The sequence below is a fragment of the Providencia sp. genome, from assembly GCF_052096715.1.
Classification (GTDB): domain Bacteria; phylum Pseudomonadota; class Gammaproteobacteria; order Enterobacterales; family Enterobacteriaceae; genus Providencia.
In genome coordinates this window covers 33890-49967 of record NZ_JBQDNB010000018.1, presented here as the reverse complement: position 1 = coordinate 49967, position 16078 = coordinate 33890, and the positions used below count along the sequence as shown (strand labels likewise).

Below are 16078 nucleotides of genomic sequence, written 5' to 3'. Positions count from 1 at the left end.
AACTCAAATTAGGCAGAAGCAAATGATAAAAGCAACGGACAGAAAATTAGTGGTAGGCCTTGAGATTGGAACTTCCAAGGTATCGGCCCTTGTAGGCGAAATTCTGCCCGATGGTATGGTTAATATTATCGGGGTGGGAAGTTGCCCATCTCGTGGCATGGATAAAGGCGGCGTGAACGACCTTGAATCGGTTGTGAAATGCGTGCAAAGAGCAATTGATCAGGCTGAATTAATGGCCGATTGCCAAATATCCTCTGTCTACCTTGGGTTATCGGGTAAACATGTTAGCTGCCAGAATGAAATTGGAATGGTGCCAATTTCAGAAGAAGAAGTCACTCAAGAAGATGTTGATAGTGTCGTTCATACCGCAAAATCAGTTAGAGTACGCGATGAACACCGTATTTTGCATGTGATCCCGCAAGAGTTTGCGATTGACTATCAAGAAGGCATTAAAAATCCGGTTGGACTGTCCGGTGTTCGTATGCAAGCAAAAGTCCATTTAATCACCTGTCATAATGATATGGCAAAGAATATTGTTAAAGCGGTAGAGCGTTGTGGTTTAAAAGTTGATCAGCTTATATTTGCAGGTCTAGCCGCGAGTTACGCCGTTTTAACTGAAGATGAACGTGAATTAGGTGTTTGTGTTGTCGATATTGGTGGCGGCACAATGGATATGGCTGTTTATACTGGTGGTGCTTTACGTCATACTAAGGTTATTCCTTACGCAGGTAATGTGGTAACGAGTGACATCGCGTATGCTTTTGGTACACCACCGAGTGACGCAGAGGCCATCAAGGTTCGTCATGGTTGTGCGGTCGGCTCTATTGTGAGTAAAGATGAAACCGTTGAAGTACCGAGTGTGGGCGGACGTCCACCAAGAAGCTTACAGCGGCAAACCTTAGCGGAAGTTATTGAGCCGCGTTATACTGAGTTATTAAATCTAGTAAATGAAGAAATATTAAATTTACAGGAACAGTTACGCCAACAAGGTGTCAAACACCATCTGGCAGCGGGTATTGTTTTGACGGGCGGCGCGGCACAAATCGACGGATTAGTCGAATGTGCACAGAAAGTCTTCCATACACAAGTCAGAATTGGTGCTCCACTTAATATCACTGGATTAACAGATTATGCGCAGGAGCCATACTACTCAACAGCAGTAGGGCTTCTACATTACGGCAAAGAAAGCCATCTTGGCGATGATACCGAGACGGAAAAACGTGCTTCAGTTAGCAATTGGTTTAGTAAAATCACGAGCTGGTTGAGAAAAGAATTTTAATTTTTATTCAGAAGCATATTATTAGCTTCGAAGTAAGCACAAAACGGAGAGAAATTATGTTTGAACCAATGGAGCTAACCAATGATGCGGTGATTAAAGTCATCGGTGTTGGTGGCGGCGGCGGTAATGCCGTAGAACACATGGTGCGTGAGCGTATCGAAGGCGTTGAATTCTTCGCTGTGAACACTGACGCACAAGCCTTGCGCAAAACAGCAGTAGGGCAAACCATCCAGATAGGTACGGGTATTACTAAAGGTCTGGGCGCTGGCGCAAATCCTGAAGTTGGCCGCAATGCTGCTGAAGAAGACCGCGAAGCATTACGTAATGCCCTCGATGGTGCCGATATGGTATTCATCGCAGCTGGTATGGGTGGTGGTACTGGTACAGGTGCAGCGCCAGTGGTTGCTGAAGTTGCCAAAGAATTAGGTATTTTGACTGTTGCTGTCGTGACAAAGCCATTCAATTTTGAAGGCAAAAAACGTATGGCATTTGCAGAGGCTGGTATCACTGAGTTGTCAAAGCATGTTGACTCATTGATCACCATTCCTAATGATAAATTATTAAAAGTACTTGGTCGTGGTATCTCTTTACTTGATGCTTTCGGTGCGGCAAATGACGTACTTAAAGGTGCAGTTCAAGGTATCGCAGAACTAATTACTCGCCCAGGTTTAATGAACGTAGACTTTGCTGACGTGCGTACTGTTATGTCAGAAATGGGCTATGCGATGATGGGTTCCGGTGTCGCTCGTGGTGAAGATAGAGCTGAAGAAGCTGCTGAAATGGCAATTTCTAGCCCACTGCTAGAAGATATCGACTTGTCTGGTGCGCGTGGTGTGTTGGTTAACATTACGGCTGGTTTTGACCTGCGTTTGGATGAGTTTGAAACGGTAGGTAACACTATTCGTGCATTCGCATCTGATAATGCAACGGTTGTAATTGGTACTTCTCTAGACCCAGAAATGCACGAAGAGCTGCGTGTGACTGTTGTTGCTACAGGTATTGGCATGGACAAACGTCCAGAAATTACTTTAGTAAGCAATAAAATGTCTCAGCAAACATCAATGGAGCAACGCTATCAGCAAATGCAAAATAGCATGTCTTCATTAACAGAAGAGAAACCAGCGGCTAAAGCGGTCAATGACCAAAATACGCAAACAAATAAAGAACCGGATTATCTTGATATTCCTGCGTTCTTGCGTAAGCAAGCCGATTAATTTTTAATTATATTGGATTCTCCGCTTTTTGTGCTAAAATTTCCTACTGATTGTCCTGTATGATAATCAGTAGGACTTATAACATTGCGAGAAATATACGATGATCAAACAAAGGACACTTAAACGTATTATTAATGCGACTGGTGTTGGTTTACATACCGGCAAGAAAGTTACGCTTACTTTACGTCCAGCGCCGGCGAATACCGGGGTCATCTACCGTCGTACTGACCTTAATCCACCGGTTGATTTTCCGGCAGATGCGAAATCAGTTCGCGATACCATGTTATGTACTTGCTTAGTCAATGAAGATAACGTGCGTATCTCAACTGTTGAACATTTGAATGCTGCTTTAGCTGGATTAGGTATCGATAACATTGTTATTGAAGTCAATGCGCCTGAAATCCCTATCATGGATGGCAGTGCAGCACCTTTTGTTTTCTTGCTACTTGATGGTGGCATTGAAGAATTAAATTGTGCAAAGAAATTTTTGCGTATTAAAGAAACTATACGTGTTGAAGATGGCGATAAATGGGCAGAAATGAAACCTTATAATGGTTTTAGCCTTGATTTTACTATCGACTTCCAACATCCGGCAATTGATAGCAGTACTCAAAGTTATTCGCTTGATTTTTCAGCTGAATCATTTGTTAATCAAATTAGCCGTGCACGTACTTTTGGTTTTATGCGTGATATCGAATATCTGCAATCGAAGGGCTTATGCTTAGGCGGTAGTTTTGACTGCGCCATTGTTGTTGATGACTATAAAGTCCTCAATGAAGATGGTTTACGTTTTGAAGATGAATTTGTTCGCCACAAAATGCTTGATGCAATTGGTGACCTATTCATGTGTGGCCATAATATTATTGGTGCATTTACTGCATTCAAATCAGGTCACGCATTGAATAACAAACTTCTACAAGCTGTTCTTGCAAAAGAATCGGCTTGGGATCTGGTTACTTTTGAAGATGAAGCTGAATTGCCAGTGGCATTCAAAGCACCTTCAGCTGTATACGCATAAATTAAGCTTATACAGCAGTGCTATTGCTATCTCTGAAATGATTTAATCAGAGTTAGTCTTTCCTCTGTTGGCTGCACTAGTACTCTCTCCGGCTAGTGCAGCCAACCGCTCAAATTTCTCTTTCAATCCCTTAGGGCTTCTTTTTGCCAGTTTTAATAGCTGATCAGCGGTCTCTAAACTTATTTTTCTTTCATTCTTTTTTTGCTTAAATGGTGCTGTTTGCTTATTGAATGAGCTATTTTGCCTTGTTTTTCGCATTAGATCTGGGTTGATTCTGATGTCGATTGAAGATAAAGATGGTAGAATAGAAGTTCTTAATGCAGAAAGTAGATTTATTTTTTCGTAATTAAGTCGGGTCATCCAACTGGCATTAGCTACTTCGATAACCATAATATTATTACGATAGTTAGCAACTCGGCACATGGGTTTAAGTTCAGTCGGTAGTAAATCACCCACAATGCGATTCAGTTTGATAATGGCTTTTGCATTTTGCTGAATAATTTGTAAGGGGCTCGACGTTTTCGCTAATGAGCCTTCGAGAACATCAAAAAGTGCTTGTGGTTGACTATCTCTCATTGTTAGCTCCGACTTCCGAGTGATGATGATTAAAATCTATGTGCGAATCATGCTACTGTAACAGATAAATTATATAAGAGTTCGATGGGTATTTTAAATTTTTGGCGACAATTAGGAAGAAGATACTTTTGGTCCCACCTTTTACTTGGTGTGGTGGCTACAGGTGTCGGCTTGCCTACGATTTTAAATGCGCTATCTGAATCACAACATACTCAAATCAACTCTTCGCCTGTTAATCGTCAAAGCCAAGCGGTTAATGCTTTCGATAATCTATTTGCACAACAGAATTCCCAGCGTTCTTCCTCATCTTCTTCTTATTCTGTTAATTACTGGCAGCAGCATGCAGTCAGAAATGTGATTAGACAGCTTACATTTGCTTTCTCCACTCAAGAAGATGACGATTCAAATAAACAAGAAGCTCAAAAAGAACCATTACTTGCGCCTCAGTTAATGTTAGATACGCTATATGCCATGTTGGGGCAGCGTTCACTTCAATTGCATGAAAATGTAGCTCAAACAAGCAGTTATGTTTATCCTCTCTTTATTACATATCAACCCGCGATATGGATTGCTCAGGTTCATGGCATCAGGGCTGGCCCTGTTATTGCCTAGTTACTATTAACGCGATTACATCACTTGTTCGTGTGGTATATCGTCGTTCAAATTTATTATTAAATAACTAATTGATTTTCCTGAGATATAAAATATGTTAACAAAATTATTAACGAAAGTTTTTGGTAGCCGTAACGATCGTACGCTGCGTCGTTTACGTAAAGAAGTTGAAAAAATTAATCGCCTTGAGCCTGAATATGAAAAACTCACTGACGAAGAATTAAAAGCAAAAACGGCTGAGTTTCGTGAGCGTTTAAGCAAAAATGAAAGTTTAGACAGTCTTATTCCAGAGGCGTTTGCAACAGTACGTGAAGCTAGCCGACGTGTTTTTGGTATGCGTCACTTCGATGTTCAGTTAATCGGTGGTATGGTTTTGAATGAACGCTGTATCGCAGAAATGCGTACAGGTGAAGGTAAAACGCTGACGGCAACTTTGCCCGCTTACCTCAATGCATTGACTGGTAAGGGCGTTCACGTAGTAACCGTGAATGACTATTTGGCTAAGCGAGATGCGGAAAATAACCGTCCATTATTTGAATTTCTCGGTTTAACTATCGGTATTAACTTATCAGGTATGGCTCCTCCTGCTAAGCGTCAAGCTTATGCAGAAGACATTACTTACGGTACCAATAACGAATTCGGTTTTGACTATTTACGCGACAACATGGCATTTAGTCCTGAAGAGCGCGTTCAACGCAAACTACACTATGCATTGGTGGATGAAGTTGACTCAATCTTAATCGATGAGGCGCGTACACCACTTATCATTTCAGGGCCTGCGGAAGATAGCTCTGAACTGTATCAAAAAGTTGATAAATTAATACCAAAGCTTATTCGCCAAGAGAAAGAAGATTCAGATACTTTCCATGGTGAAGGTCACTTTTCTGTTGATGAAAAAGCGCGTCAAGTTACGATTACAGAGCGTGGTTTAGTATTGGTTGAAGAGTTATTGGCCGAAGAGGGCTTGATGACTGAGGGTGAGTCGCTGTATTCGCCTGCGAACATTATGTTAATGCATCATGTTATGGCCGGTCTGCGGGCTCATGCATTGTTTACCCTTGATGTTGACTACATTGTTAAAGATGGCCAAGTTGTTATTGTCGATGAGCATACAGGTCGTACAATGGAAGGCCGTCGTTGGTCTGATGGTCTGCATCAAGCAGTAGAAGCGAAAGAAGGTGTTGAAATTCAAAATGAAAACCAAACACTGGCTTCGATAACATTCCAGAACTATTTCCGTTTATATGAAAAATTAGCGGGTATGACAGGTACTGCTGATACAGAAGCATTCGAGTTTAGCTCAATCTATAAGCTTGATACCATTGTTATTCCAACTAACCGCCCTATGGTACGTAAAGATTTACCTGACTTAGTTTATATGAACGAAGCAGATAAATTTGAGGCTATCATTGAAGATATTCGTGAAAGAACGGCTAATGGTCAACCGGTTCTGGTTGGTACAATTTCAATCGAAAAATCAGAGCTTATTTCTAATGCACTGAAAAAAGCTAAAATTGCGCATAACGTTTTGAATGCAAAATTCCACGCAATGGAAGCGGAAATTATTGCAAACGCAGGTCAATCTGCTGCGGTAACAATTGCAACTAACATGGCTGGTCGTGGTACCGATATCGTGCTTGGCGGTAGCTGGCAGACAGAAGTTGCCGCATTAGAAGAACCGACCCAAGAACAAATTGATGAAATTAAAGCGCAATGGAAAATTCGCCATGATGCAGTATTAGCATCGGGTGGTTTACATATTATTGGTACAGAGCGCCATGAATCTCGTCGTATTGATAACCAGTTACGTGGTCGTGCCGGTCGTCAAGGGGATGCGGGTTCATCTCGTTTCTATCTTTCAATGGAAGATGCATTAATGCGTATTTTCGCATCAGACCGTGTTACTGGGATGATGAAAAAATTAGGTATGAAACCAGGGGAAGCGATTGAACATCCTTGGGTTACCAAAGCAATTGCTAATGCTCAGCGTAAAGTTGAAAGCCGTAACTTTGATATTCGTAAGCAGCTACTTGAGTACGATGATGTTGCGAGTGACCAGCGTCGTGCAATCTATTCACAGCGTAATGAATTACTTGATGGCGGTGATATTAAAGAAACCGTTGATAGTATTCGTGAAGATGTCTTTACTACGACAATGGATGCCTATATCCCACCACAATCGTTAGAAGAAATGTGGGATATCGACGGATTGCATCAGCGTCTTGTTAACGATTTCGATTTAGATTTACCAATGAAAGAGTGGCTTGATAAAGAGCCAGAGCTGCATGAAGAAACACTTCGTGAGCGCATTATGGAAAAAGCAGTTGAAATTTATCAACGTAAAGAAGAAATTGTTGGCGTTGAAGCTATGCGTAATTTCGAAAAAGGTATCATGCTACAAACTTTAGATACCTTATGGAAAGAACATTTAGCATCAATGGACTACCTGCGCCAAGGTATCCATTTACGTGGTTATGCACAAAAAGATCCTAAGCAAGAGTACAAACGCGAATCGTTTAGCATGTTTGCTAATATGCTTGAAACTTTAAAATATGAAGTGATAAGCACGTTATCTAAAGTTCAAGTTCGCTTACCTGAAGAAGTTGAAGCATTAGAGCAACAGCGCAGAGAAGAAGCTGAACGTTTAGCGAAAAAACAACAGCTAAGTCATGATTCTAGTGCTGAATCTTTAATGACAGAAACGGAAGCTAGGATTGCAACACAAGGTCATAAAATAGGTCGTAATGATCCATGCCCTTGCGGTTCAGGTAAGAAATATAAACAGTGTCATGGCCGATTGAATTAATGTTCAATCTACTGATTAAGTTGAACGATTAAATCGTAAAACGATCAATTATAAAAAATAAGAAAGGCGGGACTTCCCGCCTTTTTAACGAAGAAATTATGGAAAAAAAACATCTGCATATCGCTGCAGGTATTATTCGTAATACAAAGCAGCAAATATTCATAACTGAGCGCCCAGAAGGTACTCATATGGCCGGATTTTGGGAGTTTCCCGGAGGAAAGTTAGAGCAAGGTGAACAGCCTGAAGATGCTTTAATTAGGGAACTTGAGGAAGAAGTTGGTATTATAGTTACAGAAAGCCAATTATTTCACCGGGTTGAGCATGAACTAGACGATAGGTTTATAACACTTTACTTTTTTATCGTATCGGTCTGGCATAATGAGCCTTATGGAAAAGAAGGGCAAAAATCACGTTGGGTAGAGCAGCAAGATTTGATCGCAAGTGAATTTCCGCCTGCTAATCGTATTATTGTGGAAATGCTGACTCAATAATTTCATCTACCAATGATATTGAAAAATTTTAATAAATAATGGTAAGTGGAAAGCATATCGTATCAACTTATGCTTCCCACTTTAAATTTAAAGATAAGTAGGCAATTAACCATTATTCTCTGGTAGTTCACTCCAATTATCGCTGTCTGATATCTCGCCTTGGCTTTCAATATATTTTTCTTCGCTTGCCCATTCTCCAAGATCAATCAATTGACAGCGTTTACTGCAAAATGGACGAAAGGGACTATCTTCATTCCAAACAACTGTTTTTTGGCAGGTTGGACAATTTACTTCAATATATTCATTCATAAAAATTTTTCACTCGTAAATGTTTGCTTTCATCAGCAGCAAGATAGTTCAAAGGTGATGACTTCGGGTAGTATACCATTCTCACTATCTATGTGGAGAAAACGAAGAGCAAAACGTGTTTTATGGCCTGAAATTTGAGGATAAATAAGATGTTCTGCAGATAACTTAATTCGAAGGAGTTCTTTTCCTTCCACGCTATCTTGATAAAATCCATTATGTGATGCTTTAGTTTCGAAAGTTCCGGATTGGCGAATTAAGGTTAGAATGGTTTGCAATATGTCTTTTAATGGTTCAATGCTATCAAGCCAGCCTTTAATTGTGTTATCTCTTTGAGATTGAGGGATATTTAACCATAGCTGTAATGTTGGTAAATCGAAGCTACAGCATCCTCCTGGAATACTTAGGCGTTGACGAACCATACTGATGATTTTATCAGATCTTAGCTGATGCCCAGATCGAGATGCTGACATTAATCGGCTGATTTTTTCCGATAGCTCGTTAAGTAAAGAGTTAATTAATTGATTATCAGCATTTGGTGACTCAGCCCAAGTTAATAAACGAGATCGTTGTTTTTCGAGTTCTTTTACAAGCTCGGAGCGGACTTCACCTCTATCAAGTATTTCAATTAATTCAGAAATAGCACGAAAAAAAGCAATACCTGAAGAATAGGAGGTAATATGACTAAGTTCATAAACTTGTGCTAAAAGGGTTTCAAGGCGCAACCAAGAGCGGATTTTTTCATTCATTGGATATTCATAGGTGATGAAGTTTGTTGAAGTTAGTTCGCCCATTAAAATTCCTATTTTTTAGTTTTTGCTTGTGTTAAATATTGTTTGTGAAGTGCTGCAACCTTATTGGCAATGCTGGGATCATTTGTATGATTTGTAACTATATCATCTGCATAAGATAAGCGCTTTTCTCTACTGACTTGTGCATTTAATATATTAATAGCTTGTTCACGGCTAATGTTATCTCTTTCAATGGTTCTTAATATTTGCTCTTCTTCAGTTACATCAACTACAAGTACTCGATCCGCTAAGTGAGAAATATTATTTTCTATTAGTAAGGGAACAACCCATATGACATATGGATAATTAACTTGCTGTAATTGTTTTTTTGTTTCTTTCTGAATTAGTGGATGAAGTAATGCATTTAACCATTTCTTTTGTTCAATATTAGAAAAAATAATTTCTCGTAGATAGTTTCTATTCAGGGAGCCATCAACATTAAGGATTGCCTTTCCAAAATGCAATGCAATAGCATCTAAGGCTGGAGTACCGGGTTCCACAACTTGTCGTGCAATGATATCAGCATCGACAACAGGCACGCCAAGCGCCGCAAATTCATTTGCAACGGTTGTTTTACCACTTCCAATACCACCTGTTAAAGCGACTATATAGGACATAATATTTATTCATTTATATATTGTTAATAAAAATAGATTACACTGAAATTTCGAATTTGTCTGCTCTCACTGTAACATATATGACATACAATTTATAACATATAACAAGAGTGGGGGACATATACAAATTACATTCTGTTTATAACATAAAGGTAAAAATTTTATCCCTAGAATAGGTTATTAAACACCGGTAATTACATTACCTAGATTAAATATTGGCAAATACATCGCTAACATTATCACACCGATAAGACTTGAAATTAAAACAAGTAAAATTGGTTCAAGATTTTTAAGTCTTTGCTTTGTTATATCTGCATATTGTTTAGAATAATATTTGAATAAATACTGTGTAAAGTATTGAAGCTTATCTGTTTCTTCGGCGATAGATATAAGTTGAATTGCTAAACTCGGAAAAAAAGGGGTTTGGTTCATCGCCCTGGATAATGACTCGCCTTTAATTACAGTACTATGGATGAACTGGCTATCTTTATGATAGTGATTATTAGTGATAGTTCCGATTGCACAATTTAAGCATTCAGGCAATGGTAAACCTGCTTTTAATGTTGATGATAATGTTAAAAAATAGATAGATAAATTGTGAAATTGTATTAATTGTCCAAAATAGGGAATGATTGTTGAAAGCTGATGGAGGTATTTCTTAAATTCTATTCTAAATTTGATTACACATAATATAACGAGTGAGATTAATATAAAGAATAGATAAAACTCATCTCTAATTCGGTTAGATATAGCTATCATAATTTGTGTTAAGAATGGAAGTTCATGTTGAAATGTCGAATAAATATTTTCAAATTGAGGAATAACATACAGTAACATAATTGATAAAAGAATAATTGAAAATATTATGAGAGTAATTGGGTATCTCAAGGCTTTCTTAATGATTTGCGTTGTTTCAATGTTATGCTCTAACATAGTCGTTATAATAGTAAAACTATTTTCATACTGTCCTGTTTTTTCAGCAATTATTATTAGGCTTAAAGTGGTGCTGTCAAAGATAGTCGGATGTTGTTTTAGGTTTTTAGCGAAACTTTCACCTTTTTTCAAGTTATTGATTGAACATGAAATAATATAGTTCCAAAGTGGTAGTTGACAGTTTGATTTTAAAATACTCAAACATTGAAGTAAGTTTATTCCTGAAGATGTCAATATACTTAATTGATGAAAGAAATGAATTCGATAATTCAAATTTAATTTATTTAAATTGAAAATGGCTTTTAGCTTTATTTTTAAAGGTATTAGATTATTTTCAATAATAATTAATAGCGCCTGTTTTTTATTTTTAGCAATTAATGTGTCTTTTATTAAATCATTATGGCTATTGATTGCCGTATAGGAGTATATAAACATAATTAATAGTCCCCTTTGCCTACTATGGCGTAAACTTCTTGTAAGCTCGTATTTCCAGACTCTATGAGCTTAATACCGGATTGAAATAAATTGATAAAATTACTCGAACAAATCTTTTGATTAGCAAAGACATTTTTCAAATTATCATGATGAAGGTATTCATAGATTGCAGTTCTTCCCATAAAGCCGGCAAAACATTGGTCACATCCTGATGATATCGATTCATTAACATGGGTATTTTCATCGATTTCCGTTTGTTTTGTTGTTGGTTGTTTGCAATTAGAGCAGAGTTTTCTAACAAGTCGTTGAGCAATAACCATTTTTAAGCAAGACCTCAATTGTGCTTTATTGACACCTAATTGCTCCATACGCTCTATTGCACTCACAGTGCAATTTGTATGTAGTGTTGAAAGCACTAAATGACCGGTTTGTGCTGCTCTGGTTGCAATTTGAGCTGTTTCTTCATCTCGTATTTCACCAACCATAATAATATCCGGATCCTGCCTTAATAAGGCTCTAAGTATAAATGCAAAACTTAATCCATATTTTTCGTTAACTTGAATTTGATTTATTCCTTGAAGAGGGATTTCTATAGGATCTTCAATGGTTGAAATATTTCTTGAGGATTGATTTAAATACTCTAGAGCGCTATATAGGGTGACTGTTTTGCCACTCCCCGTTGGTCCTGTGACTAATATTAATCCTTGTGGTTTATGTAAGTTTTCTTTTAATACGTTTAATAGGGTAGAGCACATCCCGATGTGCTCTATGGAATATTTAAGTTGAGTATTGAGTAGTCTTAAAACCAGTTTTTCGCCATATAAGGTGGGAATACTTGATAAGCGTATACTGAAATTGTATCCATCAAAATACCAATTCAATTGTCCATCTTGAGGAAGCCTTTTTTCTGCAATATTCATTTTTGCTAGTATTTTAATTCGAGCAATAATCTCATTATTGATTTCATAAGGAGGAGATGGCATAAAATGTAGTTTCCCATCCACCCTAATACGTATTTTAATGCCTTGCTTAGTTGGTTCTATATGTATGTCTGATGAACGCTTACGAACTGCGGACTTAAGTAATTCCTCAACAAAGTCAATTGCTGGCGAGGATGTATTTAATGATTCGGTTTCTTTTGTTTGATAGGTTTTTTCTTCTTCCTGAACTTCGTGAATATCATGATTAAAATAATGGTCTATTTTTTCCTTTGGCCAAATATCATAACAGACCGGTACACTAGCAATAAATCTTAGTGTTGAAATAACGTTATCATTAGGTTTTTGCGATACGGCAATTGATAATCTTTTATGGTTGTAATCAATTATTATTATATAATTTTTATCACATACATTTTTAAGTTCTTTAAAAATATATTGCCTTTCCCTGGTGTAATTCATTTTAGCCCTTATTTAAAAATTGAGTGTTTTTTCACAGAGTGATTTTAAATTATCATCACTGTCGCTTTCACAAACAATTGTCCATTGAAAAGGCATATTATTATTTGTATTTAAAGGTGTTAATGTAGCAGAAAGGCCAGAGAGTGCTTTATCAGCAGTAAAAGTAATGACACCAGCTTTTACATCTATTGCACTAAGGTACTTACCTTTAACATTATTAGGAATATTGTCTTTTCCGCTAGCACATTGAGTTAAATCGCCTTGATTGAAACTACATAATTCAACGCTATTTTTATAAGGAAGTATAGTTTGTAGTACATCTGTCATTGCGGCTTTTTGCATATATCCTTGATAGCCTGGAATGGCTATTGCACTAAGTATAGAAATTATTGCAATAACAACCATTATTTCAATTAACGAAAATCCTTTTTGATTCATGATTAAATCCTTCTATGTTGAGGTGAGTGAATATCATGAACGAGTTTTTACGTTACATTTAGTCATTGCATTATTATATGCGAGCGGTCTTGAAAAATATTTATGATAATAAGTGGGGTTTCATTTTTATTTGGAGCGTACTCGAAAAAATATAAATTTATTTTTATATAATCTTGAGAGAATATGATTTTTTTGGCTTAATTTAAAATTCTCGTAATCATATTTTAAAGTTTAATTACGAGGGTTAATAAATATTGAATTATTTAAATGTTTTTAATTTTTCTTTGTAATGTGACCAATTGAAATAAGGGCCAGGATCTGTTTTTCGATTAGGTGCAATATCACTGTGGCCGGTAATATTGTGTGCAATAAGCGGATATTGAGCGATAAGTAATTTTGTGATTTGAGCTAGTGCTAAATATTGATCTTCTGTAAAAGGTTCGAAATCGGTTCCTTCGAGTTCAATACCAATTGAAAAGTCATTACATTTTTCTCGGCCTTGATAACTTGATTGTCCTGCATGCCAAGCACGCATATTAAAAGGAACATATTGTATTATTTCACCATCACGGCGTATTAGACAATGGGCAGAAACTCGAAGGTGTTTTATCTCGTCAAAAAATGGATGCTCATCAGGATTTAATGTCCCTGTAAAAAGCTGATTAATATACGGGCCACCAAATTGTCCAGGAGGAAGGCTGATATTGTGTATAACTAAAAGAGAAGGAACCGTAGTTTCAGGTCTTTCATCATAATGGGGAGAAGGGATATGAGTCACATTTTTTAGCCAACCATTATGTATTTTCATACCGGTATCCATAGTATTCTCTTTTCTTTTTTAAGCTCTCGTTATCTATAGCTAGAAAGATTAGCATAGATGATATGACACGGGTGGATATTTTTGGAGTTTACTAATGGCTATACGACGTTACGATGAGAAACAAAGACGTGAAGTTCTTCTTGAAAGATTGTCTGTAGATATTCCCTTCATGGTCAGTGTTGCATTGAAAGAAGATTTAGGCCAGTTGGTTGATTATAAACAAGATATTACTGGGCAATTGCTCAATGAAAATACGCTTGCAACAGCTCGAATTATTACAAGAGAGCAGGGTGTTTTTTGTGGGCAACAATGGCTTGATGAAGTTTTTCATCAATTAGGTGGTCAGGTTAAAGTTCATTGGCAAGTACGAGACGGTGATACCGTTGCACCAAATCAAATTCTCTGTGAAATGTCTGGGCCATCTCAGGTACTTTTAACCGGAGAACGGACAGCACTTAATTTTATTCAAACATTGTCGTCTGTCTCGACAGTGACAGCTCTATATGTGGAACAGCTCAAAGGGACAAGAGCTAAGCTTCTGGACACAAGAAAAACCATTCCTGGACTAAGAACAGCATTAAAATATGCCGTTTTGATGGGCGGAGGGTTTAATCATCGCCTTGGTTTATCTGATGCCTATCTTATTAAAGAAAATCATATTATTTCAGCGGGTTCCGTAGAACAAGCCGTCAACCTTGCTCGTAAAGCTCACTCTGAAGTCCCTATAGAGGTTGAAGTTGAAAATTTGGATGAGCTACTTCAAGCAATAAAGGCTGATGCAGATATCATCATGTTAGATAATTTTACGACTAAAATGATGAAAGATGCTGTGGTATTAACAGCCGAGAAGGCCGCTTTAGAGGTATCAGGAAACGTAACCTTAAGTACAATCAAAGAGTTTGCTAAAACTGGAATTGATTTTATCTCAGTCGGTGCATTGACTAAACATATTAAAGCAATGGATTTATCCATGCGATTTGTGAATGAGAAATAACGGAAGCTTTGCTAGTTATTACGATTAAACAGCAGAGATTGTAAAGTGAAGGACATAATTTGAACAATCTCTGCTGGTTTTTAAATTGAAGTCAAATGCTGATGAGGCTGTCTGGTTTAGTTCAGTGCTATTTTTTAAATTGAAATTTGATTTAAGTTTGACTTAATGGATATTTTAACGATTTTTTTATGTTAAAGATGGCGTTTTGTATTTCAGTAATCGCTTAGATATATTTATTGAATAATTATGCATTATAATTGACTTTGATTTACCTTAGTTTGTAACTGTAACGCTTCAGTTATCGTTATTTTGGCATAAAAAATCGATTTAAATGTTAAATATCAATATGCGTATAAATGTGTTTGGTTATCAAATTATGCTAAATATTAAAATTTTTTGTTAAAATTTGCAGGATTTTATGATTTAGCACAAGGTCTTTATGGACAGATAGTGAATACTTTGTTACTTTATTAACCCATAAATAAATTGGTATTACCAATTAACACTGGGTAATACGTAATCAATAATTACTCACTAATGAACATGGCAGATTATGACTTACGGTAAAATTCGCCAACCAAAGTTATCTGATGTTATAGAGCAACGACTCGAACATCTTATTTTCGAGGGGACTTTACGCCCCGGCGAAAAGCTGCCTCCTGAACGCGAACTGGCTAAACAGTTTGACGTGTCCAGACCATCAGTACGTGAAGCAATTCAAACTTTAGAAACCAAAGGTCTTTTATCTCGCCGTCAAGGTGGTGGAACCTTTGTTCAAAAAAAAATGTGGCAAAGTTTTAGCGACCCACTTGCTGAATTACTTGCTGGTAACCCTGAATCTCAATTTGATCTCCTTGAAACGCGTCATGCACTCGAAGGTATTGCCGCTTATTATGCTGCGCTTCGTGGTACTGAAGAAGATTTAGTGAGAATTCGTCAAAGTTATGAACTAATTGAAGTTGCACAGCAAAATGGCGGGCTTGAAGCTGAATCAGACGCGGTATTACAATATCAACTGATTGTAACAGAAGCTGCTCATAACGTTGTTTTATTGCACCTGTTGCGCTGCATGGTTCCTATGTTGGAACAAAATATTAAGCAAAATTTTGAGTTTTTATACACGCGTAAAGATATGTATAAAGCAGTTAGTGAACATAGAGCTCAAATTTTCTCCGCTATAATGGCAAGAGAACCTGAAAAAGCACGAGAAGCTTCTCATCGCCACTTAGCCTTTATTGAAGACTTGCTTTTGGATATTGGCCGAGAGCAGACAAGACGAGAACGTTCGTTACGTAGGTTACAGCAACATCCTGATTTAAAGTAGTAATATAGAACCTGACTGCTGCAT

At 37.4% G+C, this 16078-nt stretch carries 16 protein-coding genes; 8 read left to right on the top strand and 8 right to left on the bottom strand.

Annotated features, from left to right (window positions below; translation table 11 throughout):
• Nucleotides 1–22 precede the first annotated feature (22 nt).
• From ftsA to lpxC, 3 genes are all read left to right on the top strand, one after another.
• Nucleotides 23–1279 (top strand): cell division protein FtsA, encoded by a 1257-nt coding sequence (gene ftsA / locus ACTH6U_RS14160; protein WP_294102643.1) that lies wholly within the window; start codon nucleotides 23–25, stop codon nucleotides 1277–1279.
• A gap of 56 nt (nucleotides 1280–1335) precedes the next feature.
• Complete coding sequence (gene ftsZ / locus ACTH6U_RS14155; protein WP_042845111.1) at nucleotides 1336–2493, top strand: cell division protein FtsZ; 1158 nt, start codon at nucleotides 1336–1338, stop codon at nucleotides 2491–2493.
• Nucleotides 2494–2593: 100 nt separating this feature from the next.
• On the top strand, nucleotides 2594–3511 hold the full coding sequence (gene lpxC / locus ACTH6U_RS14150) for a UDP-3-O-acyl-N-acetylglucosamine deacetylase (protein WP_441832469.1): 918 nt from the start codon (nucleotides 2594–2596) through the stop codon (nucleotides 3509–3511).
• 42 nt (nucleotides 3512–3553) lie between these two features.
• Here lpxC and ACTH6U_RS14145 read toward each other — a convergent pair whose 3' ends face one another.
• Entirely contained in the window at nucleotides 3554–4087 is a 534-nt protein-coding gene (locus ACTH6U_RS14145; protein WP_294102704.1) for a DUF721 domain-containing protein, read from the bottom strand.
• Between the two features lie 84 nt (nucleotides 4088–4171).
• On the opposite strand from ACTH6U_RS14145, the gene secM reads away from it, so the two are divergent.
• From secM to mutT, 3 genes are all read left to right on the top strand, one after another.
• On the top strand, nucleotides 4172–4699 hold the full coding sequence (secM, locus tag ACTH6U_RS14140) for a secA translation cis-regulator SecM (RefSeq protein ID WP_294102711.1): 528 nt from the start codon (nucleotides 4172–4174) through the stop codon (nucleotides 4697–4699).
• 94 nt (nucleotides 4700–4793) lie between these two features.
• Nucleotides 4794–7505, top strand: coding sequence for a preprotein translocase subunit SecA (secA, locus tag ACTH6U_RS14135; RefSeq protein ID WP_441832468.1), 2712 nt, complete (start codon nucleotides 4794–4796; stop codon nucleotides 7503–7505).
• A gap of 98 nt (nucleotides 7506–7603) precedes the next feature.
• Complete coding sequence (gene mutT / locus ACTH6U_RS14130) at nucleotides 7604–7996, top strand: 8-oxo-dGTP diphosphatase MutT (RefSeq protein WP_441832467.1); 393 nt, start codon at nucleotides 7604–7606, stop codon at nucleotides 7994–7996.
• A 105-nt stretch (nucleotides 7997–8101) separates the two neighbouring features.
• On the opposite strand, the gene yacG is transcribed toward mutT, so the two are convergent.
• The 7 genes from yacG to ampD all read right to left on the bottom strand — a co-directional run bounded on the left by yacG (nucleotide 8102) and on the right by ampD (nucleotide 13724).
• On the bottom strand, nucleotides 8102–8305 hold the full coding sequence (yacG, locus tag ACTH6U_RS14125) for a DNA gyrase inhibitor YacG (protein WP_294102718.1): 204 nt from the start codon (nucleotides 8303–8305) through the stop codon (nucleotides 8102–8104).
• A gap of 32 nt (nucleotides 8306–8337) precedes the next feature.
• Nucleotides 8338–9096: a cell division protein ZapD gene (gene zapD, locus ACTH6U_RS14120; protein ID WP_434719362.1), complete on the bottom strand. Its 759-nt coding sequence runs from the start codon at nucleotides 9094–9096 to the stop codon at nucleotides 8338–8340.
• 8 nt (nucleotides 9097–9104) lie between these two features.
• Complete coding sequence (gene coaE, locus ACTH6U_RS14115; protein ID WP_441829368.1) at nucleotides 9105–9710, bottom strand: dephospho-CoA kinase; 606 nt, start codon at nucleotides 9708–9710, stop codon at nucleotides 9105–9107.
• Between the two features lie 180 nt (nucleotides 9711–9890).
• Nucleotides 9891–11078 carry a type II secretion system F family protein gene (locus tag ACTH6U_RS14110; protein ID WP_441832466.1) on the bottom strand — a complete coding sequence of 396 codons (1188 nt, stop codon included), beginning with the start codon at nucleotides 11076–11078 and terminating at the stop codon, nucleotides 9891–9893.
• Nucleotides 11079–11080: 2 nt separating this feature from the next.
• Nucleotides 11081–12478 (bottom strand): ATPase, T2SS/T4P/T4SS family, encoded by a 1398-nt coding sequence (locus tag ACTH6U_RS14105; RefSeq protein ID WP_441832465.1) that lies wholly within the window; start codon nucleotides 12476–12478, stop codon nucleotides 11081–11083.
• Nucleotides 12479–12490: 12 nt separating this feature from the next.
• Complete coding sequence (gene ppdD, locus ACTH6U_RS14100) at nucleotides 12491–12916, bottom strand: prepilin peptidase-dependent pilin (RefSeq protein ID WP_441832464.1); 426 nt, start codon at nucleotides 12914–12916, stop codon at nucleotides 12491–12493.
• 259 nt (nucleotides 12917–13175) lie between these two features.
• Complete coding sequence (ampD, locus tag ACTH6U_RS14095) at nucleotides 13176–13724, bottom strand: 1,6-anhydro-N-acetylmuramyl-L-alanine amidase AmpD (RefSeq protein WP_294102734.1); 549 nt, start codon at nucleotides 13722–13724, stop codon at nucleotides 13176–13178.
• Between the two features lie 106 nt (nucleotides 13725–13830).
• On the opposite strand from ampD, the gene nadC reads away from it, so the two are divergent.
• Both nadC and pdhR read left to right on the top strand, forming a co-directional pair.
• Complete coding sequence (gene nadC, locus ACTH6U_RS14090; RefSeq protein WP_441832463.1) at nucleotides 13831–14730, top strand: carboxylating nicotinate-nucleotide diphosphorylase; 900 nt, start codon at nucleotides 13831–13833, stop codon at nucleotides 14728–14730.
• A 553-nt stretch (nucleotides 14731–15283) separates the two neighbouring features.
• Nucleotides 15284–16054, top strand: a complete 771-nt coding sequence (pdhR, locus tag ACTH6U_RS14085) for a pyruvate dehydrogenase complex transcriptional repressor PdhR (RefSeq protein ID WP_294102742.1) — start codon at nucleotides 15284–15286, stop codon at nucleotides 16052–16054.
• Nucleotides 16055–16078: the final 24 nt, after the last annotated feature.